General features: G+C 71.1%; 20 protein-coding genes. 16 read left to right on the top strand and 4 right to left on the bottom strand.

Annotated elements, in window-relative coordinates; genetic code table 11:
• Positions 1 to 53 precede the first annotated feature (53 nt).
• The 9 genes from AB0J88_RS15950 to AB0J88_RS15910 all read left to right on the top strand — a co-directional run bounded on the left by AB0J88_RS15950 (position 54) and on the right by AB0J88_RS15910 (position 10,320).
• Positions 54 to 2,339 carry a hypothetical protein gene (locus AB0J88_RS15950; RefSeq protein ID WP_364344247.1) on the top strand — a complete coding sequence of 762 codons (2,286 nt, stop codon included), beginning with the start codon at positions 54 to 56 and terminating at the stop codon, positions 2,337 to 2,339.
• Positions 2,340 to 2,408: 69 nt separating this feature from the next.
• Entirely contained in the window at positions 2,409 to 2,873 is a 465-nt protein-coding gene (locus tag AB0J88_RS15945) for a DUF948 domain-containing protein (protein WP_089255623.1), read from the top strand.
• A gap of 28 nt (positions 2,874 to 2,901) precedes the next feature.
• A complete protein-coding gene (locus tag AB0J88_RS15940) occupies positions 2,902 to 3,222 on the top strand; it encodes a hypothetical protein (RefSeq protein WP_364344251.1) in 321 nt (106 codons plus the stop codon).
• A gap of 34 nt (positions 3,223 to 3,256) precedes the next feature.
• Positions 3,257 to 5,938, top strand: a complete 2,682-nt coding sequence (alaS, locus tag AB0J88_RS15935; protein ID WP_364344254.1) for an alanine--tRNA ligase — start codon at positions 3,257 to 3,259, stop codon at positions 5,936 to 5,938.
• A 4-nt stretch (positions 5,939 to 5,942) separates the two neighbouring features.
• Positions 5,943 to 6,401, top strand: coding sequence for a Holliday junction resolvase RuvX (gene ruvX, locus AB0J88_RS15930; protein WP_364344597.1), 459 nt, complete (start codon positions 5,943 to 5,945; stop codon positions 6,399 to 6,401).
• Positions 6,398 to 7,609 carry an endolytic transglycosylase MltG gene (gene mltG, locus AB0J88_RS15925; RefSeq protein WP_364344256.1) on the top strand — a complete coding sequence of 404 codons (1,212 nt, stop codon included), beginning with the start codon at positions 6,398 to 6,400 and terminating at the stop codon, positions 7,607 to 7,609. Before ruvX ends, mltG begins: the two co-directional genes overlap by 4 nt.
• Positions 7,606 to 8,415 carry a shikimate dehydrogenase gene (locus tag AB0J88_RS15920; protein ID WP_364344258.1) on the top strand — a complete coding sequence of 270 codons (810 nt, stop codon included), beginning with the start codon at positions 7,606 to 7,608 and terminating at the stop codon, positions 8,413 to 8,415. The genes mltG and AB0J88_RS15920 overlap by 4 nt, the downstream gene beginning before the upstream one ends.
• Before the next feature lie 220 nt (positions 8,416 to 8,635).
• Positions 8,636 to 9,814: a chorismate synthase gene (gene aroC / locus AB0J88_RS15915; RefSeq protein WP_364344261.1), complete on the top strand. Its 1,179-nt coding sequence runs from the start codon at positions 8,636 to 8,638 to the stop codon at positions 9,812 to 9,814.
• Positions 9,811 to 10,320, top strand: a complete 510-nt coding sequence (locus tag AB0J88_RS15910) for a shikimate kinase (RefSeq protein ID WP_364344264.1) — start codon at positions 9,811 to 9,813, stop codon at positions 10,318 to 10,320. The genes aroC and AB0J88_RS15910 overlap by 4 nt, the downstream gene beginning before the upstream one ends.
• On the opposite strand, the gene AB0J88_RS15905 is transcribed toward AB0J88_RS15910, so the two are convergent.
• A complete protein-coding gene (locus AB0J88_RS15905; protein WP_364344267.1) occupies positions 10,310 to 10,984 on the bottom strand; it encodes an alpha/beta hydrolase in 675 nt (224 codons plus the stop codon). The two genes, AB0J88_RS15910 and AB0J88_RS15905, sit on opposite strands and share 11 nt — an antisense overlap.
• A 57-nt stretch (positions 10,985 to 11,041) precedes the next feature.
• Here AB0J88_RS15905 and AB0J88_RS15900 point away from each other — a divergent pair, with 57 nt between their 5' ends.
• The 5 genes from AB0J88_RS15900 (at position 11,042) to aroB (ending at position 15,855) form a co-directional block, all read left to right on the top strand.
• Positions 11,042 to 11,998: a YafY family protein gene (locus AB0J88_RS15900; RefSeq protein WP_364344269.1), complete on the top strand. Its 957-nt coding sequence runs from the start codon at positions 11,042 to 11,044 to the stop codon at positions 11,996 to 11,998.
• A gap of 152 nt (positions 11,999 to 12,150) precedes the next feature.
• Positions 12,151 to 13,092, top strand: a complete 942-nt coding sequence (locus AB0J88_RS15895) for an AAA family ATPase (RefSeq protein ID WP_364344272.1) — start codon at positions 12,151 to 12,153, stop codon at positions 13,090 to 13,092.
• 33 nt (positions 13,093 to 13,125) lie between these two features.
• Complete coding sequence (locus AB0J88_RS15890; protein WP_364344275.1) at positions 13,126 to 13,611, top strand: DinB family protein; 486 nt, start codon at positions 13,126 to 13,128, stop codon at positions 13,609 to 13,611.
• 5 nt (positions 13,612 to 13,616) lie between these two features.
• Complete coding sequence (locus tag AB0J88_RS15885; RefSeq protein WP_364344278.1) at positions 13,617 to 14,786, top strand: hypothetical protein; 1,170 nt, start codon at positions 13,617 to 13,619, stop codon at positions 14,784 to 14,786.
• Positions 14,779 to 15,855, top strand: a complete 1,077-nt coding sequence (aroB, locus tag AB0J88_RS15880) for a 3-dehydroquinate synthase (protein WP_364344281.1) — start codon at positions 14,779 to 14,781, stop codon at positions 15,853 to 15,855. Before AB0J88_RS15885 ends, aroB begins: the two co-directional genes overlap by 8 nt.
• A 281-nt stretch (positions 15,856 to 16,136) precedes the next feature.
• Here the strand turns inward: aroB and AB0J88_RS15875 are convergent, their stop codons facing one another.
• A complete protein-coding gene (locus AB0J88_RS15875; protein ID WP_364344284.1) occupies positions 16,137 to 17,264 on the bottom strand; it encodes a glycosyltransferase 87 family protein in 1,128 nt (375 codons plus the stop codon).
• On the bottom strand, positions 17,261 to 18,694 hold the full coding sequence (gene mptB / locus AB0J88_RS15870) for a polyprenol phosphomannose-dependent alpha 1,6 mannosyltransferase MptB (protein WP_364344287.1): 1,434 nt from the start codon (positions 18,692 to 18,694) through the stop codon (positions 17,261 to 17,263). The genes AB0J88_RS15875 and mptB overlap by 4 nt, the downstream gene beginning before the upstream one ends.
• 74 nt (positions 18,695 to 18,768) lie before the next feature.
• Between mptB and efp the strand changes: the two genes are divergently transcribed.
• Together efp and nusB are read left to right on the top strand one after the other, a co-directional pair.
• Positions 18,769 to 19,326: an elongation factor P gene (gene efp, locus AB0J88_RS15865; protein WP_364344290.1), complete on the top strand. Its 558-nt coding sequence runs from the start codon at positions 18,769 to 18,771 to the stop codon at positions 19,324 to 19,326.
• A gap of 23 nt (positions 19,327 to 19,349) precedes the next feature.
• Entirely contained in the window at positions 19,350 to 19,760 is a 411-nt protein-coding gene (nusB, locus tag AB0J88_RS15860) for a transcription antitermination factor NusB (protein ID WP_364344600.1), read from the top strand.
• A 74-nt stretch (positions 19,761 to 19,834) separates the two neighbouring features.
• Here nusB and AB0J88_RS15855 read toward each other — a convergent pair whose 3' ends face one another.
• On the bottom strand, positions 19,835 to 20,323 hold the full coding sequence (locus tag AB0J88_RS15855; RefSeq protein WP_089255599.1) for a transcriptional regulator: 489 nt from the start codon (positions 20,321 to 20,323) through the stop codon (positions 19,835 to 19,837).
• Positions 20,324 to 20,570 lie beyond the last annotated feature (247 nt).

The raw sequence follows: 20,570 nt of genomic DNA, 5'->3' as shown, positions 1-20,570 counted from the left end.
ACGGTCTCACCGGGCCGTCGTTCGACGGTTTCGCGCGGCCCAGCGGCCCACCGGTGCCCAGCGGTGACAACGCCCAGGCCGCGCGACCCGTCAGCGGTGCGCGCAGTCGGTTCAGCGGCGGTGCGGCGGGCGGGCAGCCTCCCGCCGGGCGGCGGGCCGCTGCCGAGGACGTGCCGGACCCGGCCGCCGGTCCACGCGGACGGCATGGCGGTGCGGCCGACGTCGCCGGTGCGCCATCGGGCCAGGACGGCACCGGGCGGGTCAGCCGGCACGGTGCGGCGAACGACGAAGCGCACAACAACACCGGCGACGTGACCGCGGCCGGTGGGCGGCGCCGGCGGGCCGGCGACACCGAAGCCGGCACGCCGGCCGGTGCGCGCGGCAGGTTCAGCGACGACGCAGACCAGACGCCGCGTGGCGCTCGGCGTGCCGCCCCGGACAGTCCGGCGGACGGACCGGGTGGGGCGTCCCGCCTACGCGCGCCGGGTGGGCTGGACCGTCCGGGCCCCGCTGACGGGCCTGGCGGCAACCGCCCTCCCGCCGGGGGTCCGCACAGCACGGGTGAGGTGCGTCCACCTCAAGGTCCGGACAACGGCAGCAGGGGTCGTCGAGCCGCTCCAGACGGTCCGGACGGCACCGGAGCGGTGCGTCCGCCGCTCGGCCCGGATCAGTCCGGCCCACGCAGACCTGGCGGCCCGGACGGCACGGGCACGGTGCGTCCGCCGCTCGGCCCGGACCAGTCCGGCCCACGCAGACCAGGCGGCCCGGACGGCACGGGCACGGTGCGTCCGCCGCTCGGCCCGGAGGCCGGCGGTCGAGGCCGGCGCGGCCGACCGGACGCTCCCACGGGCCTGGACGGCCCGGCAGCGGTCCGTCCTGACCAGGCCGGCATGCCCGGCAACCGGGCCGGTCGTCCCGACGGCCCGGACGGCACGGGAGCGTTGCGTCCTCCGTTGGGAGCTGACCAGGTCGGCATGCCTGGCGGCCGCGGTGGTCGCCGTGGCGCGCCGGATGCGGCCGACGGGACCGGGGCCGTGCGTCCTCCGTCGGGATCCGACCAGGTCGGCATGCCGAACGGCCCTGGTGGTCGCCGAGGCGCGGCCGACGGAACCGCCGCCGTGCGTCCCGGCTCGGACCAGCCCGGCCCGCCCCGTGGCCCGGGCAACCCTCGCCGTGGCGGCCCGGAAGCGACCGGCACTGTCCGCCCGCCGGCCGGTCCAGGCGGCCAAGCCGCGCCCCCCGGAGCCATCCCCGGCATCCCCGCGGGTCCCGGCGCGCCGCCATCCGGACCGGCGGCCCGCGCCGCGGTGCGCCCCGGTGGCCGGCCCCCGCAGGCCGGCACCCCGGACGCCACCGGCTCCGTTCGCCCGCCTGTCACTGCCAACCAGCCCGGCCCCGACGGACCGACGTCAGGACCGCCCGGCCGGCCCGGCCGCGCCGGCGTGCCCGGCCCGACCGAGCCCCCGGACGCCCCGGGCATGCGCCCGCCGTCGCCACCCGTCCGGGCGGCAGCGGCCGCGGCCGTCGTCCCGCCGCCCGGCGCCCGCCCACCGGCCGCTGCCGGCACGGCTCGTCCACCGGCCCAGGGCGTACCCCAGGCAGACCCGGTCCGTCGTTCGGCGTCGGTCCCGGTCACCCCGGAGACCAGCCAGCCGATCGAGCCCGAAGGCCAGCTGGAGGGCCCGCGAAAGAGCACCCGGGTGACCCCGGCCCAGCTCAAGGAGCAGTTCCGGGAGCCACGCAACATCCGGCTCGGCGTGCTCGTACTCGGAATCCTGCTGGTCCTGGTCGCTCTGCCGCTCTATTCGTGGTCCAAGGCCGAGTCACGCGACCCTGTCTTCGCCTCGCTGGACAGCCTGTCGGTGCCTGACTGGGCCAACACGAAACCGGTCGACCAGATCGACGGCAACCGCTGGTGTCTGGAGGAGTGCCGGTTCCGGGAGCGGACCACCCACTCGGACAACGCGCCGGAGGAGACCGCGGCGGCGTACCAGGACGCCTTGAAGGCCAGCGGTTGGCAGAGCTGGAAGCCGGCGAAGTGTCCGGAGACCAAGGTCGACGGCAGCTATACGTGCTGGACGCGGGACGAGCTGACCCTGGACCTGTGGGTACGCGCCCCGGCCTGCGGCAACGTGCCGATCGGCGTCGAGCCCGAGCCGGGAGCCAGCCAGCCGGGTGCGCCGGTCGGGCTGAATCCCGAGGACTGCAAGGGCTCCGACGTGTCCATCAAGGTCCGCAACGCCATCGCGGACGAGCGCACCGGGCCGCAGCCCGACGTCAAGCCCGGAGATGTGGGAGAGACGCCTTACGGGCTCCTACCCACGGCCGCACCGTCGTGAGGCCGTAGGGCGTTACGGACGGTAGGGTCTGCACGTTGGCGCACGGGGTACGTCGTGGAGGAGGTTCGGGTGGACGGTGGAGAAGTCGCGTGGCTCGTCGTGGCCGGCGCGTTCCTGATGCTGGTGCTGGTGCTCGCGGTGCCCATCCTGCGGCTCCGTAAGACGATCGACGCCGCGACCAACGCGATCAACGATCTCAACGACCGGACCGCGCCGATCCTGGCCAACGCCAACACGACGATCGAAGGCGTCAACGTGGCGCTGAGCCAGGTGCACACCTCGCTCGACGGGGTCAACGTGCAGCTCGCCAAGATCGACACGATGACCGGGCACGCCCAGAACGTCACCGCGAACGTCGCCAACCTCGCCACGGTGGTCTCGGCCGCCGCGGCAAACCCCCTGGTCAAGGTCGCTGCCTTCGGTTACGGCGTGCGTCGGGCCGCGTCCGCCCGCCGCAACGCGGAGGAGGAGCGCGAGGTCCGCACCACCCTCAAGCAGCAGCGCCGCGCGGCCAAACGGGCCACTACGCGCTGATCATCGCGCCGCGAGGAAGGATGGAACCATGAAGCGGTTGCTCTGGCTGGGCGTCGGCCTCGCGGTAGGCGCCCTGGTCGTGCGCAAGCTGACCCAGAAGGCCAACGAGTTCACCCCGAGCGGCATCGCCGGCTCGGTGAGTCAGAGCGCCGGCGGCCTGGTCGAGTCCGTGCGGGCCTTCGTCGACGACGTGCGCGTCAACATGGCCGAGCGCGAGCAGCAGATCCACGAGGCGTTCGCCAACGGCGTCGCGTTCGAGGACCAGTTCGAAGACCTCCGGGGCGACGACCTCGAGGTCGAGTTCGACGAGCCGATCAACGGCCCGCACCAGCGCCAGCGCCACAACTGAAACGCCAGAACGCCATAACTGAGGAAGGCACCTGATGAAGACGGCGGAGATCAAGCGGCGGTTCCTCGCGCATTTCGAGGCCAACGGTCATGCCGTGGTCCCGAGCGCCCCGCTGCCCGCCATCGACGACCCGAACCTGCTGTTCATCAACGCCGGCATGGTTCAGTTCGTGCCCTACTTCCTGGGTCAGCGCACCCCGCCGTGGGACCGCGCGACGAGCGTGCAGAAGTGCATCCGCACGCCGGACATCGACGAGGTCGGCAAGACCAGCCGGCACGGCACGTTCTTCCAGATGAACGGCAACTTCTCGTTCGGTGACTACTTCAAGGCCGGCGCGATCCCGCTGGCGTGGGACCTCGTCACCAAGCCGATCGGCGAGGGCGGGTTCGGGCTCGACCCGGAGCGCATCTGGGCGACGGTCTACCTCGACGACGACGAGGCGATCGAGATCTGGAAGCAGACGGGCATCCCGTCTGAGCGCCTGGTCCGCCGGGGCAAGAAGGACAACTACTGGTCGATGGGCATCCCGGGCCCGGCGGGTCCGTGCTCCGAGCTCTACTACGACCGCGGCCCCGCGTACGGCCCCGACGGCGGCCCCGAGGTCGACGAGGACCGCTTCCTCGAGTTCTGGAACCTCGTGTTCATGCAGTACGAGATCACCAACGTGAAGAGCAAGGAAATCTTCGACACCGTCGGTGAGCTCCCGGCCAAGAACATCGACACCGGCATGGGCCTCGAGCGGATGGCCTCGCTGCTGCAGGGCGTCGACAACCTCTACGAGATCGACGAGGTCAAGCCGATCCTCGACCGCGCGGCCGAGCTGACCGGCAAGCGCTACGGCGCCGGCAGCGGGCACGTGGCCGCCGAGTCGCACCCCGACGACGTGCGGCTGCGGGTGATCGCCGACCACGTGCGCACCTCGCTGATGCTGATCGGCGACGGGGTCACCCCCTCCAACGAGGGCCGCGGCTACGTGCTGCGCCGGATCATGCGCCGCGCGATCCGGTCGATGCGGCTGCTGGGCTGGCAGGAGCGCTCGCTGCCGGAGCTGCTGCCGGTCGCGCGGGACTGCATGGCGCCGTCCTATCCCGAGCTGGCCGAGGACTTCGGCCGCATCGCCGACTACGCGTACGCGGAGGAGGACGCGTTCCTGTCGACCCTGCGGGCCGGCACGACGATCCTGGACACCGCGGTCACCGAGACCAAGCAGTCCGGCGGCACGACGCTCTCCGGCGACAAGGCGTTCCAGCTGCACGACACGTACGGCTTCCCGATCGACCTCACCCTGGAGATCGCGGCCGAGCAGGGCCTGAAGGTCGACGCCGACGGCTTCCGCCGGCTGATGGCCGAGCAGCGCTCGCGCGCCAAGGCCGACGCCCAGGCCCGCAAGACCGGCCACGTCGACCTGTCCGCCTATCGCTCGGTGCTCGACGCGGGCGGCCCGGTCGAGTTCACCGGGTACGCCGAGGTGAGCCGCGAGTCGCGGGTCCGGGCGGTGCTCGACGGTGGCGGCCGCGCCGTCGAGGTGGCCGGCGAGGGCGACACCATCGAACTCGTGCTCGACGCGACGCCGTTCTACGCCGAGGGCGGTGGCCAGCAGCCCGACATGGGCCTGGTCACGGTCGGCAGCGGCCAGGTCGAGGTGTTCGACGTGCAGTCGCCGGTCCCCGGGCTGGTGATCCACCGCGCCAAGGTGGTGCGCGGCGAGGTGCGGGTCGGCGAGGCCGGCTTCGCTGAGATCGACATCACCCGGCGCAAGGCCATCTCGCGCTCGCACACGGCGACGCACCTCGTGCACCAGACCATGCGTAACTTCCTCGGCGAGTCGGCGACCCAGGCGGGCTCGCTCAACGCGCCGGGCCGGCTGCGGTTCGACTTCAACACGCCCGCGGCGGTCCCGCCGAGCGTGCTTCAGGACGTCGAGCAGCAGATCAACGAGGTGCTGCTGGGCGACCTGGAGGTCCACGCCTTCATCACCTCGCAGGCGGAGGCCCGACGGCTGGGCGCGATGGCGCTGTTCGGCGAGAAGTACGGCGACGAGGTCCGGGTCGTCGAGGTCGGCGACTACGCCCGCGAGCTGTGCGGTGGCACCCACGTGGCGCGCTCCGGCCAGCTCGGCCTGGTCAAGATCCTTTCAGAGGCGTCGATCGGGTCCGGCGTACGTCGGGTCGAGGCGCTGGTCGGCATCGACGCGTTCCAGCACCTCGCCCGCGAGCACCTCATGGTGGCTCGGCTGGCCGAGCTCTACCGCGTGCCGGGCGACCAGGTCGCCGAGCGGGTCGCGCAGACGATCAGCCAGCTCCGCGACGCGGAGAAGGAGCTCGAGAAGCTCCGCGGCCAGCTCGTGCTCGGTGGTGCGGCGGCGCTGGCGGCCGGTGCGGTCGACATCCGCGGCGTCGCGTTCGTCGGCACCGAGGCGCCCGAGGGTGCCGCTGGCAACGACGTGCGTACGCTCGCGCAGGAGATCCGTGGCAAGATCGACCCGGCGCGGGCCGCGATCGTCGCGGTGGCAGCCAGGTCCGGAGGCAAGGCCTCGCTCGTCGTGGCGGCGAACGCCGCAGCGAAGGCGCGCGGTCTGTCGGCCGGCGACCTGGTCAAGGGCGCGCTGTCCGGGCGGGGTGGCGGCAACGCCGACCTTGCCCAGGGTGGCGGCGTGCCGGCGTCCGAAGCGGCCAACCTCCTGGCCGCGGTGGAAAAGGCTATTGACGGAGCGTGACTTTCTGAATGCCTTTCACCGGGGTGTACGACTCGGTGTCGATGTAGGTAACGTGCGTGTCGGGGTCGCGATGTGCGACCCCGACGGCATTCTCGCTACGCCGTTGGTCACCCTGCGTCGTGACATGGATGCCGGAGAAGAAGCTATTCCTGCAGATATCGCCGAACTTGCTCGACTTGTCGAGGAGCACGCGATCATCGAAGTGGTGGTCGGTCTCCCCGTCACGTTGGGTGGCAAGGACGGACCTGCGGCGGTCGGTGCGAGGGCTTATGCTCACCGGTTGGCGACGGTCATCGATCCGGTGCCTGTTCGCTTGTCGGACGAGCGGCTGTCCACAGTCGTCGCGACCCGTAGGCTCGCCGAGCGTGGCGTGCGGGGCCGGCGTCAGCGCGCGGTGGTCGACCAGGCCGCCGCCGTGGAGATCCTGCAGGGCTGGCTGGACGCACAGCGGAGGCGAACGTGACGATCGACGATCTTGACCTCGCGTTCGAGGACAGGGCCGACAAAGGTCGCCATCGACGCGGCTACCGAGAGCGAGCCGCCGGCAACGGCAAGAAGAAGCGCAAGGGTGGCGGCGGCAAGACCGCAATAGCCTTCTTCATGGCCTTCGTGCTTTTGGGCGCACTCGGCGCGGGTGCCTGGTACGGCTTCGACCGGGTGCAGGGCTACTTCACCACCCCCGACTACGACGGCAGCGGCACGGCCGAGAAGGTCAACATCGAGGTCAAGCAGGCGCAGACCGCGACCGACATCGCCAACACGCTGGTGCAGGTCGACGTCGTGAAGAGCGCCAAGGCCTTCGTGGAGGCGGCCGACGCCGAGCCGCGGAGCAAGAACATCCAGCCGGGCGTCTACGGGCTCAACAAGCAGATGAGCGCCAAGGCGGCCCTGGCGGTGCTGCTCGACCCGTCGAAGAAGATCGTCAACGGCGTCACCGTGCCCGAGGGTTTGACGGTGCTGAGCACGTACAAGCGCCTGTCCGAGCAGACCAAGATCCCGGTCAAGGACTTCCAGACGGCCGCGAAGAACGTCGACGCCTTCGACATTCCGCCGTTCTGGTTCGAGCGCCGCGACGGCAAGAAGGTCACCAAGTCGATCGAGGGCTTCCTCTTCCCGGACACGTACGAGTTCCCGCCGAAGCCCACCGCCAAGCAGGTGCTCGACATCATGGTCAACCGCTTCCTGACCGTGACCGGCGATCTCAAGTTCGCCGACAACGTGCAGAAGAACCGGGGCGGGATCTCGCCGTACGAGGCGCTGATCGTCGCGTCTCTGGCCCAGGCCGAGGCCGGCAACAAGGACGACCTCGGGAAGATCGCCCGGGTCGCCTACAACCGGGTGTACGTCAAGGACATGCCGCTCCAGTTCGACGTGACGCTCAACTACGGTCTCGAGATCGCCGGCAAGAAGACCAAGGCGTCCAAGGACATGGATGAGAACGACTACGCCGACGAGAGCAACAAGTACAACAGCCATCTTTACAAGGGGCTGACCCCGACGCCGATCAACAATCCCGGGAAGCAGGCGCTGGAAGGCGCGATGAACCCGCCGGCCGGCAACTGGTTGTTCTTCGTCGCGATCGACAAGGAAGGTCACTCGGCGTTCGCCGTGACCGACGCCGAGCACGAGGCGAACAAGGTCAAGGCGCGCGAGGCCGGGATCATCAATTGACGCGTGCGGCAGTCCTGGGCAAGCCCATCGCCCACTCGCTCTCACCGGTGATCCACAATGCCGGCTACGCGGCGCTTGGCCTGACCGACTGGTCGTACACCGCGATCGAATGTGACGAGGCCGGGCTGCCCGGCCTCGTCGCCGATCTAGGCCCGGAGTGGGCGGGCCTGTCGCTCACGATGCCGCTGAAGGAAACGGCCCTGACGGTGGCGACGTCGGTGTCGCGGCTGGCGGCAACGGTCGGCGCGGCCAACACCCTGGTCCGCCGGCCGGACGGCTGGTTCGCCACGAACACGGACGTCGACGGCATGGCCGACCTGCTCACCTCGGCGGGCGTCGACGGCGGCGCGCGCTTCACGATCCTCGGCGCGGGCGGCACGGCCCGCGCGGCCCTGGCCGCCGCCTCCCGGCTGGCGGCGTCGTCGGTCACGGTGGTGGCCCGCCGCCAGTTCGCGATCGAAGAGTTGGCCGCCGCGGCGGCGGAGCTAGGTCTGCCGCTGGTGCCGGCCCTGTGGCCGGACGCCCACGCCGCCCTCGACGCCGACGTAGTCATCTCCACGGTCCCGAAAGGAGTCGCAGACCCGCTGGCGGTCTCGGCCACCTGGCGCCCGGAGACGGTGTTCTTCGACGCCCTCTACGACCCGTGGCCGACGCCGCTGGCCGACTCGGCCGCCCGGGCAGGCTGCCACATCCTGTCGGGACTCGACCTCCTGCTGGCCCAGGCCCTGGGCCAGTTCCGCCTCTTCACAGGCGAAGAGCCCCCGGTCGGAGCGATGCGCGAAGCCCTGACCCAAGCCAGATCCTGAACCCCACCTGGGACAGCATTCGTTTACCTAGATCTCGTGGCGTGACCGTCGCGGGCCTGGCAGTGGAGCGGAGCGGAACGGTCTCTGGCGGGAGCGACGGTCGCGCCCACGGCGGACCCGAGTCAAGATCTAGCCCTTGATCTGTCTGGGTTGATGCCCGCCTTCTGGGACTGGGTGGCCGGATGGTGGGCGGTCGACGGGCGCGTGTCAGACTTGGGCCGTGTTGCGCTGGTTGACCGCAGGGGAATCGCACGGGCCCGCGTTGGTTGCTGTGCTCGAAGGGGTGCCGGCCGGGGTCGAGGTGACCACCGCGGAGATCGGCCGTCAGCTTGCCCGCCGGCGGCTCGGTTATGGCCGCGGCGCGCGGATGTCGTTCGAGCAGGATGTCGTCGAGATCTTGGGCGGCGTGCGGCACGGGGTGACGCTCGGCAGTCCCGTGGCGGTCAAGGTGGGCAACTCCGAGTGGCCCAAGTGGGAGACCGTCATGGCGGCCGACCCGGTGGATCCGGAGATCCTCGCCAAGCTCGCCCGCAACGCGCCGTTGACGCGGCCTCGGCCCGGGCATGCCGATCTCGCGGGCATGCAGAAGTACGGGCACACCGACGCGCGGCCGATTCTCGAGCGGGCCAGTGCGCGGGAGACCGCCGCCCGGGTCGCGGTCGGCACCGTCGCTCGGGAGCTGGTGCGGCAGGCGCTCGGCATCGAGATCGTGTCCCACGTCGTCGAGCTCGGCAGTGTCGCGGCCAAGCCCGGGTTGCACCCGCGGCCCGAGGACGCCGAGCGGATCGACGCGGACCCGCTGCGGTGCCTCGACCCGGACGCCAGCGCGCGGATGGTGGCCGAGGTCGACGCCGCCAAGAAGGACGCCGACACGCTCGGGGGGATCGTGGAGGTGCTGGCCTACGGCGTCCCGCCGGGGCTCGGCAGCCACGTGCAGTGGGACCGCAAGCTCGACGCTCGCCTGGCCACCGCGCTGATGTCGATTCAGGCGATCAAGGGTGTGGAGATCGGTGACGCTTGGACGCAGGCCCGGTCCCGCGGGTCCCAGGCCCACGACGAGATCATCCCTACCGCCAACGGGGTCAAGCGGGTCACCGACCGGGCCGGCGGCCTGGAAGGCGGCATCACCACCGGCGAGCCCCTGCGGGTCAAGGCCGCGATGAAGCCGATCTCCTCGCTCAACCGGGCACTGTCCACGGTGGACGTGACTACCGGCGAGGCCGCTACTGCGATCAACCAGCGGTCCGATGTCGCCGCGGTGCCGGCCGCCGCGATCGTGGCCGAGTCGATGGTCGCGCTGGTGCTGGCCGAGGCGGCCACCGAGAAGTTCGGCGGCGACTCGGTCGCGGAGATCCGGCGCAACCTGGCCGGCTACCTGGAAAACCTGGTGATCCGATGACCGGCCAGCCGCGGGCGATCCTGGTCGGCGCGCCCGGCTCGGGCAAGACCAGCACGGGACAGGCCCTGGCCGCACTGCTCGGCGTGGCCTTCCGGGATACCGATGCCGACATCGAGGCGACGGCGGGCAAGCCGATTCCCGAGATCTTCCTCGACGAGGGCGAGCAGCACTTCCGCGCCCTCGAACGGGCCGCCGTCGCTGCCGCGGCGAGCGACTTCGACGGCGTGCTCGCCCTCGGCGGTGGTGCGATCATGGCCGAGGAGAACCGCGCCGCGCTCGCCGGGCACCAGGTCGTGCATCTGGTGGTGAGCCTCGGCGAGGCGGTCAAGCGGGTCGGGCTCAACTCCGGGCGCCCGCTGCTGGAGATCAACCCGCGGGCGACCCTGAGGTTCCTGCTGGACCAGCGGATGCCACTCTACGAGTCGGTCGCGACGATCACGGTCGAGACCGACGGGCGTACGCCGGAGGAAGTGGCCCAGGAGATCGCCGGGCTGCTCAAGCCCTGAGCAGGTCGGCCAGTTCGACGGGGGCCGACAGCATCGGCCAGTGCCCGGTCGGAAGGCTCCGGATCACCACGTCGTCGGCCACCGCGGCGAAGAACGGGTGGCCGGCGGCCCGCATCTCGGCGATCTGCTCCGGCGAGAACGTGCAGGCGATCAGTGTCGCGGGCGGGTTGAGCGTGCCGCCTCGGTGCAGGGGCTGGGCCACCGACGCGTACGGGTGAGTGGTGGATCGCTTGCGCAGCAACGACAGTGCCTCGTCGTCCAACCCCGCGAGCAGCACCGGGTCGTCGGCCGGCTCCCAAGGGCGGGGCGGCACGGGCTCCGTGGAGGCGGGCGGAGGCCCCATGTCGAGCTGGCGCGTCCCGTCCGGCAGCGGGCCACTGTCCACATAGACCACCCGGGACACCGGAATCCGGGCGGCGGCCGCCGTGACCGGAAGCCCGCCGTAGCTGTGTCCAACCAGGACGACGTTCTCACGGCCCGTTGCCGCTTCGATGATGTCGGCCACGTGGCGCTCCAGGTCGGCGTCCTCGCCGGCCCGGTCGCCCACCCCGGTCAGCGTCACCGGGACCACCTCGTCACCGGCCTCCCGCAACCTCGCGGCCACGCCGTCCCACACCCAACCGCCGAGCCACATACCCGGCACCAACACGAAGGTCTCCGTCATGTGGTGAAGCGTAAAGTGGTATCCGGACAGTTTCGGTCCGGATAAGGAGCGTGACGGGTGTCACATCTAGCCTCCCGGGTCCTGGGCATGCTCGAGCTGCTTCAGACCCACCATCACCTGACCGGAGCCGACCTCGGCGCCCGGCTCGGGGTCGACGAGCGCACCGTCCGCCGTTACGCCACGACGCTGGCGGACCTCGGCATTCCGGTGGCGGCGGCCCGCGGCCGCTACGGCGGCTACCGGCTGAGCCCGGGTTACAAGTTGCCGCCGCTGATGCTCACCGACGACGAGGCCGCCGCGGTGGTGCTCGGGCTGATCGCGGCCGAGCACCTCGGGCTGACCACCGAGGCGCCCGCGACCGGGCCGGCGCTCGCGAAGATCCGTCGCGTGCTGCCGACGAGCCTGGCCGAGCGGCTCGCGGGCGTACAGGAGAGCCTCGGTTTCACCGTCGATCGCCGGGAGACCGCGGTGCGGCCGGCGACCACGACGTTGCTGACCCTCGGTGCCGCCGCCCGGTCGACGCGGCGGGTGAGCATCACCTACCGGTCGTGGAAGGGTGTCACCTCGTTGCGCGAGGTCGACCCCTATGGGCTGGTCTTTCATGCCGGTCGCTGGTACGTCACGGGGTTCGACCACCGGCGCGGTGAGATCCGGACCTTTCGGCTCGATCGGATCACCGCCGTGGACATCGGCGAGGCCACGTTCGAGGTTCCGGACGGGTTCGACGCGGTCGGGCACGTCACCCGATCGTTGGCCGGGGTGCCGTACACGTGGGAGGTCGAAGTGTTGTTCGAGGCGGATCTCGCCGCGGTGCGCCGCCGCGTTCCGGCGACTGTCGCGGAGATCACCGAGACCAGCGACGGCGTACTCCTGAGAGGTCGTGCCCAAAGTCTGCCCGGAATGGCGCAAATGTTGGCCGGTCTGGGGTGGCCGTTCCGGATCGTCGGCCCGCCGGAGCTGCGGGATGCGGTGCGGGAGCACGCGGAGCGACTGACCGAGCACGCGGCGCGGTGAATCTCCACAGAGGACACCCTTGACCCGATTGGGATCGAGCAAACGGGCGATCGGACGCCCACGGGACGGGTGTTAAAATCTTTGGAGATTGGCGTAAAGCGGGCGCCTCCGACAATTCGGACAGGTGCTCTCTCATTCGAGGATCGAGGCGCATGGGCAACCAGCGGTCCATCACCGTCAACGGTGACCTGGGAAGTGGCAAGAGCACCGTGTCGGTCGGGTTGGCGGAGCGGCTGCAGCTGCGCCGGATCAGCGTCGGAGATCTCTACCGGGAGATGGCCCGGGAGCGGGGGATGACCGCGCTCCAGCTCAACCTGCACGCCGAGCTCGACGACGTCATCGACGGCACGGTCGACCAGATGCAGCGGGAGATCGCCGAGTCGGGCCAGCGGGTCATCATGGACAGCCGCCTGGCCTGGTTCTTCTTCACCGACGGCTTCAAGGTGCACCTGATCACCGACCCGACCGTGGCGGCCCGCCGCGTGCTCGGGCGGCCGGCCAACGACGTGGAGAACTACGCGAGCCTCGAAGAGGCCAAGGACCAGCTGCGCAGCCGCAGTGAGAGCGAGCGCCAGCGGTTCCTCACCCGCTACCACGCCGACAAGCACGCGCTGCGCAACTACGACCTGGTCCTCGACACCACCCGGGCGCGGCCCGACGAGGTGACCGACCTGGCGGTCGCGGCGATCGAGGGGCGGATCGGCGCCGAGACCACGCCGCTGCTGCTGCTCGACCCCGAGCGGATCTACCCGACGGGTGACATCAGTGCCCTGCGTGGGATGGACGACGCCGAGGCCGCTGCGCTGTCCGGGCCGGAAGCTCTCGAGCCGATCTCCATCGGGTACGCGGACTCGCGTTTCTTCGTCGTCGACGGTCACCGCCGGCTCAGCGCGGCGTTGCGGGCGGGCTTCCGGCTCGTGCCCGGCACGCTGCTGGCGCAGGACAACGACCAGGTGGTCGGGGGGCTCACGGCCCGCGAGTTCTTCGCGTCGACGGTGACCATGAGCAAGGTGTACGACTGGCAGGAGACGCACGGCACGTCCCTCGAGATGCCGGCGCACGCCCTGGTCGATCCGGCGCCGGTGCACTCCTGATTTCTGTCGTACCCACCACCTAAGGTCCATGGCATGACTGAGCGTGCCGATCTGCTGGCCTCCCTCCAGCGTCACCGTGGGTTCCTGCTCTACACCGTTCGTGGGCTGACCGACGAGCAGGCGCGGTCGACGCCGACGGCGAGTGCGCTCTGCCTAGGCGGCCTGGTGCGCCACGTCGCCAACATGCAGCGCAACTGGTGCGCGTTCGCGACGGAGGGTGCCGAGGGGATGGCGGCGGTGCCGCAGGTCGACTGGGCTGACGCCTTCGCGATGCCGGCCGACATGACCCTGGCCGACGTGATCGCCGACTTCGAGGCCGTGTCGGCGGAGACCGACCTGCTGGTGGAAAAGCTCGACCTCGACCAGGCGCACGAGCTACCCAAGGCGCCCTGGTTCGAGTCGGGCGTGTCCTGGTCGGTCCGGCGGGTGTTCCTGCACCTGATCGCCGAGATCTCCCAGCACGCCGGCCACGCCGACATCATCCGCGAGACGATCGACGGCCAGAAGACGATGGGCTGAGCCGTTTGGACCGTGAGGTGTTCGCGGCGCGCTTCGTCGAGGCGGCCGCCTCCGCCCGGGCCTTCGCGCAGCGCCATGTCGTGGAGGACCTGCCGGAGGCGCTGGTCTTCCGGTTGCGGCTCAACCAGTCCTATGACGGTCATCCGCCCCGGCCTGGTGAGGTGCGGTTCCCGGCCGACAGCGGGATCGACCGTGCGACCGCGCTGCTTCGCTGCGACGCGGAGACGGTCGTGGCCGAGCTGTGGCGCGACGGTCGCGTTCCCGAGTGGGTCAACCTGAGCGTCGTCAGTGAGACCGGCGCCGCGACGGTGGTCGAGGTGGTCTGCTGTGGCCGGTTCACCGCTGATGAGGCCGTGCTCTACCACGCCCGCGAGGGGTGGCCGCCTTTTCACGTGCTCGGGCCGTCGCTCCCGGCGGCGCACGACGGGAGCCCGTTCAGCATTCATGATCGCTTCGAATGCGCGGACCGCGTCGATCTGGAGCGGTTGGCGGCTGTACGCGACCGGGTGTCCTTCCTGACCGTGGGGACACCCGCGGTGGGTGCGGAGACGCTGCCGGGGCTGCCCGGCCTGACGGTCCTCGAACATGACGCCTTCGCTGACGAGCTGCCGGCATACAGCCGTTTTCCGAGGCTGAGCCACCTGCGTCTCCGGCTCGCGGCGCCGGAGGAGTTCCGGGTCGTCGACTCGGGCGACCCGCTGCGGTCGCTGGAATCGTTGACGATCTCCAATCTGCCCGCGGACGACTGGGGGCATGGGGCGCTGGCCGCGATCGTCCCGGCGGTGAGCCGCGTCGAGCTGCACGCTGCGGGGCGGCTGTGGCTCGGTGCCTTCGGTGCGGCGGTCCGGTCGATCACCCTGCACGGCGACACGGTCGACGGCCCGGTCGCCGTGCCGCCGCATCTCGAGCGCCTCAGCCTGCGGCTGCGCGAGGCCGCCGACCGCGAGGTGATCGCGTTGCTCCAAGGGGAGATCGACTACCTGACGCTGACCGGCACCACGGTCAGCGAGGCGATCCTGACCGCGGCGGGGCGATCCGCGCGGCGACAGGTCGACCTCTTCAGGACCGGGCTCGGCCCGGAGGCCCTGGCTCGGTTCCGTGCCGAACACCCGGCGATCGACGTCTTCCCGACGGCTGTCCAACACGACGCGACTATGCTCAGCGCCGATGGATGAGATCACCCGCATTCCGGTCGGTGGTGAGCAGGCCTACGACGTGGTCGTCGGTCGCGGGCTCACCGACCAGGTCAGTGCCCTGTTGCCGGGCGCCGACCGGGTCGCATTGCTTGCCTCCGCGCCGCTGTCCGGGCGTGCCGACGCGGTCGAGGCCGCGCTGTCGGCGGCTGGGCGGCAGATCACGCGCATCGAGATACCCGACGCGGAGAGCGGCAAGACCGTGGAGACCGCGGCCGAGTGCTGGGACCAGCTCGGCGCGGCCGGGTTCACCCGGTCCGACGCGGTGGTGGCCGTGGGCGGCGGTGCTGCCACCGACCTCGGGGGCTACGTCGCGGCCGCCTGGCTGCGCGGGGTGCGCTGGGTGCCCGTGCCGACGTCGCTGCTCGGCATGGTCGACGCGGCGGTCGGCGGCAAGACCGGCATCAACACGGCCGCGGGCAAGAACCTGGTGGGCGCGTTCCACCCGCCGGTCGGGGTGCTGTGCGACCTCGACACGCTCGACACGCTGCCGCGCAAGGACCTGACCGCCGGCCTCGCCGAGGTGGTCAAGTGCGGCTTCATCGCGGAGCCGGCGATCCTCGACCTGATCGAGCGCGACCCGGATGCCGCGGCCGACCCGACAAGCCCGACGGTCCGGAGCCTGATCGAGTACGCCGTGCGGGTGAAAGCCGACGTCGTCGGCGGCGACCTGAAGGAGTCGGGCCGCCGCGAGATCCTCAACTACGGGCACACGCTGGCGCACGCGATCGAGAAGGTCGAGTTCTACACCTGGCGCCACGGCGACGCCGTCTCGGTCGGGCTGGTCTACGCGGCCGAGCTCAGCCGGTTGGCCGGCCGCCTCGACGCGGCCACCGCCGCCCGACATGGCGAGATCCTGTCGGCGCTGGGGCTGCCGACGAAGTACGCTGCCGGCGCGTGGCCCGACCTGCTCGCGGCCATGCGGGTGGACAAGAAGGCGCGGGGCTCGCGGTTGAGGTTCGTGGTGCTCGACCGGCTCGCCGAGACTGACCTGCTCGAAGGCCCGTCCGACGACCTGCTCGCCGAGGCCTACGCCGCCGTCGCAGGCTGAAGCGCTAGCGGGGTTCAGCCAGGTTCGCCAGCCCGGTGATCTCCGCCTGCCGGGCGAGTCTCGGTGGCGCGGCGTGCCGGCCGCGGTCCGTTGGGCCAAATCTCCGCGTGCAGCGCGGGTGGTGGGGCTGCGGCTTCTGGCGGCAGTCGGTTGGGCCATCGGGCCGGGGTCTTTGTGCCAGACGGGTCGCAGGAGCGTGGCCTCTGGCAGCGGGTTCGTCGCGTAGAGCCCGCCCAGCTCGCCGAAACGATCCGGATCATCGCGCTATGTGCAACCCGCAGTCAGCCGGCGACGAGGTCTGCTGCCCGCGGTTGTTGCCGTTCGACGGGCTGTGCGGGGTCGGCCACGCTGATCGGCAGGAAAGCCAGCAGCCCCAACGCGATCCAGACGTAGAGGTTGCCGCCCACGACCGCTGGCAGGGAGCGGCCGCCCTCCGACCACAGCCACACCGCGCTCGTGCACAGCAGGACATAGGCCGCCAAAACCAGCACCCGTCCGGGGCCGTGCCGCCGGGTCCGTTGCCACGACAGGTACAGAGCGGGCAGGAGCCATACCAGGTGGTGGACCCACGTCACCGGGCTGATCAGGCACGTCGCGACTCCGGTCAGGGCGAAGCCCGCCACGTGGTCGCCCGAAGAGGCTGCCCGGCGAGCCCGGGCGATCCACAGTGCGCAGACCAGCAGCACCGCCGCGGCCCACCACCAGCCCGGCAGGTCAGCCCGCGCCAGGACGCCTCGCAGCGACTGGTTCGACACGTAGGCCAGGTCGCCCACCCGGCCCGTGTTCCACAGCGCCTCGGTCCAGAACGTGCGCGATGCCGAAGGGGCGATCGCCGCCGCCAGCAGGATCGCTCCCGCCACCGCGCCCACCGCCACCAGGAAGGCTTGCCACCGCCGGGCCAGCGCCAGGTAGAGGATGAACAACCCCGGCGTCAGCTTGACCGCCGTCGCGATGCCCACGCCGACACCCGCACGCGGACCCCGGCGCAGGTCCCACCAGACTAGGGCCAGCAGCACCAGGTTGACCTGCCCGAAGCTCACCGTGTCGCGGACCGGCGCGAGGAAGACACAGAGCAGCGCGACCAGCAGCCACGCGCGCCCCCACGAGCCGACCAGCCAGCGGATGACCAACCCGCCGGCCATCACGTTGACCACGATGCTCGCCGCGATCGCCGTGTGCCAGGTCAGTGGGGCCAGCGGAGTCAGCAGAACCGCCGCGAACGGGGGATAGGTGAACCCGTACACGGTGCCGGGTCGCAGATAGTCGTAGAGGTCTCCGCCGCCGATCCAGTGTTGGACCGCGCCGTAGTAGACGCCCACGTCGAAGAAGCCCCGCCGCCCCGGCACGAGCAGCACCCATAGGAAAGCGAGCACAGCCAGCACGGTCAGGGTGCGGCGGGCCACGGTCATCCCGCCAGCCCCGGCGCCAGGTCGTCGTCCGGGGCGGTGGCGAACGCCGCCATCACCAGCAGGGCGACCGCCAGGAGACCGCCGGCCACGGCGAAGCCCAGCGGGCCGGCCCCGTGGGGCGCGAAGCCGTCCGGCAGCACCACCAACGCCAGCACCGCGGTCGCGGCCGCCGCGAGCCGGCCCGCCCGGCCGAACGGCGCCGTGGCGGCCAGCGGCACGACGGCCCAGAGCAGGTACCACGGCCGCACCGCCGGTCCGAACGCCACGACGCCGCCGAGCACCAGGCCCACACCCTGCACCGGGCCGACGGAACGCCGTCGGTGCCAGACCAGCAGCGCGGCAGCCACCGCGGCGAGAAGACCGGCCAGCCGCCAACCCGTCGTCGGTGCCGTGCCCAACGACGCGTCCAACGCCGAGAGCCACGCGCTCGTCGCCCGGCCGAGCGCGCTGGTCAGCGACCAGCTGTCCGCGGTCACCGGGGTGCGCAACGCTCCCACCCAGCCGAAACCGGTGCCGGCGAGCCAGGTCACGCCGACGGCCGTACCCCCGGCGACCAGGATCGTGCCCCCGAGAGCGCGCCCCCGCCCGGCCGACGATGCCCACACCAGGGCGACCGCCGCGAGCCCGACCGCGGCCGGCACCTTCACCAGCGCGGCCAAGGTGACGGCGACCGTGCCGAGCACGGGCCGCCCGGCGACCGCCAGCGCCAGCCCGAAAGCCAGCAGGCCGACCAGCACCGCGTCGTTGTGCGCGCCACCGACCAGATGCAGCAGGACCAGCGGGTTGAGCACCGCGAGCCAGAGCGCGGCCGCCGGCGAGACACCGAACCGCCGGGCCAGCGGTGGCAGGGAGAAGGCGAGCAACGTCACGCCACCGAGGGCGACGAGCCGCATCAGGAGTACGCCCAGCGTCACGTGCCCGCCGACCAGCGTGGCCACGGCGGTGGCCAGGAGCAGGAACGCCGGCCCGTACGGCGTGGCCGTGTGCTGCCAGATCGCCGGCACCTCGGCCGCGAACGGGCCGCCGAGCGCAGCCGGGCCGTCGCGGTAGACGTCGAGCCCCGCGCCGACCATCGCTCCCTGGGCCAGGTAGCTGTAGACGTCGCGGCTGAACACCGGCGGCGCGATCAACAGCGGCGCTGTCCACATCAGCAGCGTGGCCAGCAGCTCGTCAGATCGAGGCGGTCGCTGCCGCACCAGCCGACCCAGCCGCCACCACGCGACCACCAGCAGCACCAGGCCGAAATAAGCGACGGCGATCCCGGCGGTGAACAGGTCGACGGGCAGATCCGGCCGGGCCAACGGCCCGGAAGCCGGACCGGCTCCGGCGCCCAGCCCGCCCAGGGCCACGCACATCGTGCCGGCCACTCCCCATGCGCGGCACCGCCCTAGCTGGCCGGCGTCGGGGTTGGCGAGGACCGGCGCGGACACCCGACGAGGATGGCAGTCGTTGATGGCCGGTAGACTCGTCTGGTCTGTCCGCCGAGTGAAGATCAAGGCAGGAAATGGCCACCACCAACGACCTGAAGAACGGTCTGGTTCTCAACCTCGACGGCGAGCTTTGGTCCGTCGTTGAGTTCCAGCACGTCAAGCCCGGCAAGGGCGGTGCGTTCGTGCGCACCACGCTCAAGAACGTGCTGTCCGGGAAGGTCGTCGACAAGACCTTCAACGCGGGCACCAAGGTCGATACCGCGACCGTCGACAAGCGCACGATGCAGTACCTCTACGCCGACGGCGAAGACTTCGTCTTCATGGATCTGGACACCTACGACCAGATCAACGTCAACGGCGGCACGGTTGGCGAGGCGTCCAACTACCTGCTGCCCGAGGCCGAGGCGATGGTCGCCACCCACGAGGGCGTCCCGCTGTACGTCGAGCTGCCGACCAGCGTCGTGCTCGAGGTCACGTACACCGAGCCGGGTCTGCAGGGCGACCGCTCGACCGGCGGCAACAAGCCGGCCACGGTCGAGACCGGCGCGACCGTCCAGGTCCCGCTGTTCATCACCACCGGTGAGAAGATCAAGGTCGACACCCGCGACGGCCGTTACCTCGGCCGCGCCTGATGGCGGAGGGCCCCAAGACCTCGATGCCCGCGCGCCGCAAGGCGCGCAAGCGGGCCCTCGACGTGCTGTTCGAAGCCGACCTTCGGGACCGGCCGCCGGCTGACGTTCTCACGGACTACGTCGCGCGGCTGGAACGCCCGTTGCCCGGTCACCTCGACTACGCGATCGGCCTGGTCAACGGCGTCGCCGCGCAGCTGGACCGGATCGACGAGCTGATCGCCAGCTACGCCGAGGGGTGGACGATCGACCGGATGCCGGTGGTCGACCGCAACCTCGCCCGGATCGCGGTCTACGAGCTGCTCTACGTCGACGAGATCGACGACGCCGTCGCGATCACCGAGGCGGTCGAGCTGGCCCGGCAGATGTCGACCGACGACAGCCCGAGATATCTGAACGGCCTGATCGGCCGCATCGCCGAGTACGCATCGCGCTAAAACTCCCTTTCATCGACAAGGGCCCCTTCCGTCGCTCGTGGCAACGGGAAAGGGGCCCTTGTCGGCTGAACGGGTCAGGAGGCGAAGAACGCCCGCGGGTCGGCGACCAGCACGCCGTGCTCGTTGAGGCGCTCGATCAGGCCCGACGGTGACGAGTCGTAGACGATCGCGAGCGCGCGGAGGTCGTCCGCGCGGATCGAGAGGACCCGGCCGTTGTAGTCGCCGCGCTGCTGCTGGATGGCACGCGCGTAGCGGGCGACGTAGGCGAGCTCCTCCGAGGCCTCGTCGTAGAGGCGCTCGAGGTCGAGCACGATCTTGTTGGTGGGCTCGTGCCGGACACCGCTGCCGTCGGGCAGCAGCTCCGAGACGGGCACCCGGTAGAAGTCGGCGAGCTCGGCGAGGCGGGAGACCGTCACGGCCCGGTCGCCGCGCTCGTAGGAGCCGACGACGACGGCCTTCCAGCGACCGTTCGACTTCTCCTCCACACCTTGCAGGGACAGGCCCTGCTGCTGGCGGATGGAGCGCAGACGCGCGCCCAACGACTTGGCGTACTCAGAAGGCATTGACGACTCTCCCAGTGCTGGCACCCGGGGTTCTCCCCAGCTATCGCTACGGAGCGTGACGGTACGGGGAATGAGAGAACTGGTCAAGTGCTCATTACCCATTACTTGGGATGACTGTCGTGTCTTGTCCGAATTTTCCTGCACCATGCATCAACGACTCGCGACAGTGTTACGCACGGCACGCTGCGCTTACCCGCACCGTCCCCGCTGGTAACGTGATCGACGGTTCGCCGAAGACATCCTTTAA

Origin of the sequence: Asanoa sp. NPDC049475 (assembly GCF_040676915.1) — a bacterium.
GTDB lineage: Bacteria > Actinomycetota > Actinomycetes > Mycobacteriales > Micromonosporaceae > Asanoa.
This window is presented reverse-complemented; position numbering and strand designations above follow the sequence as displayed.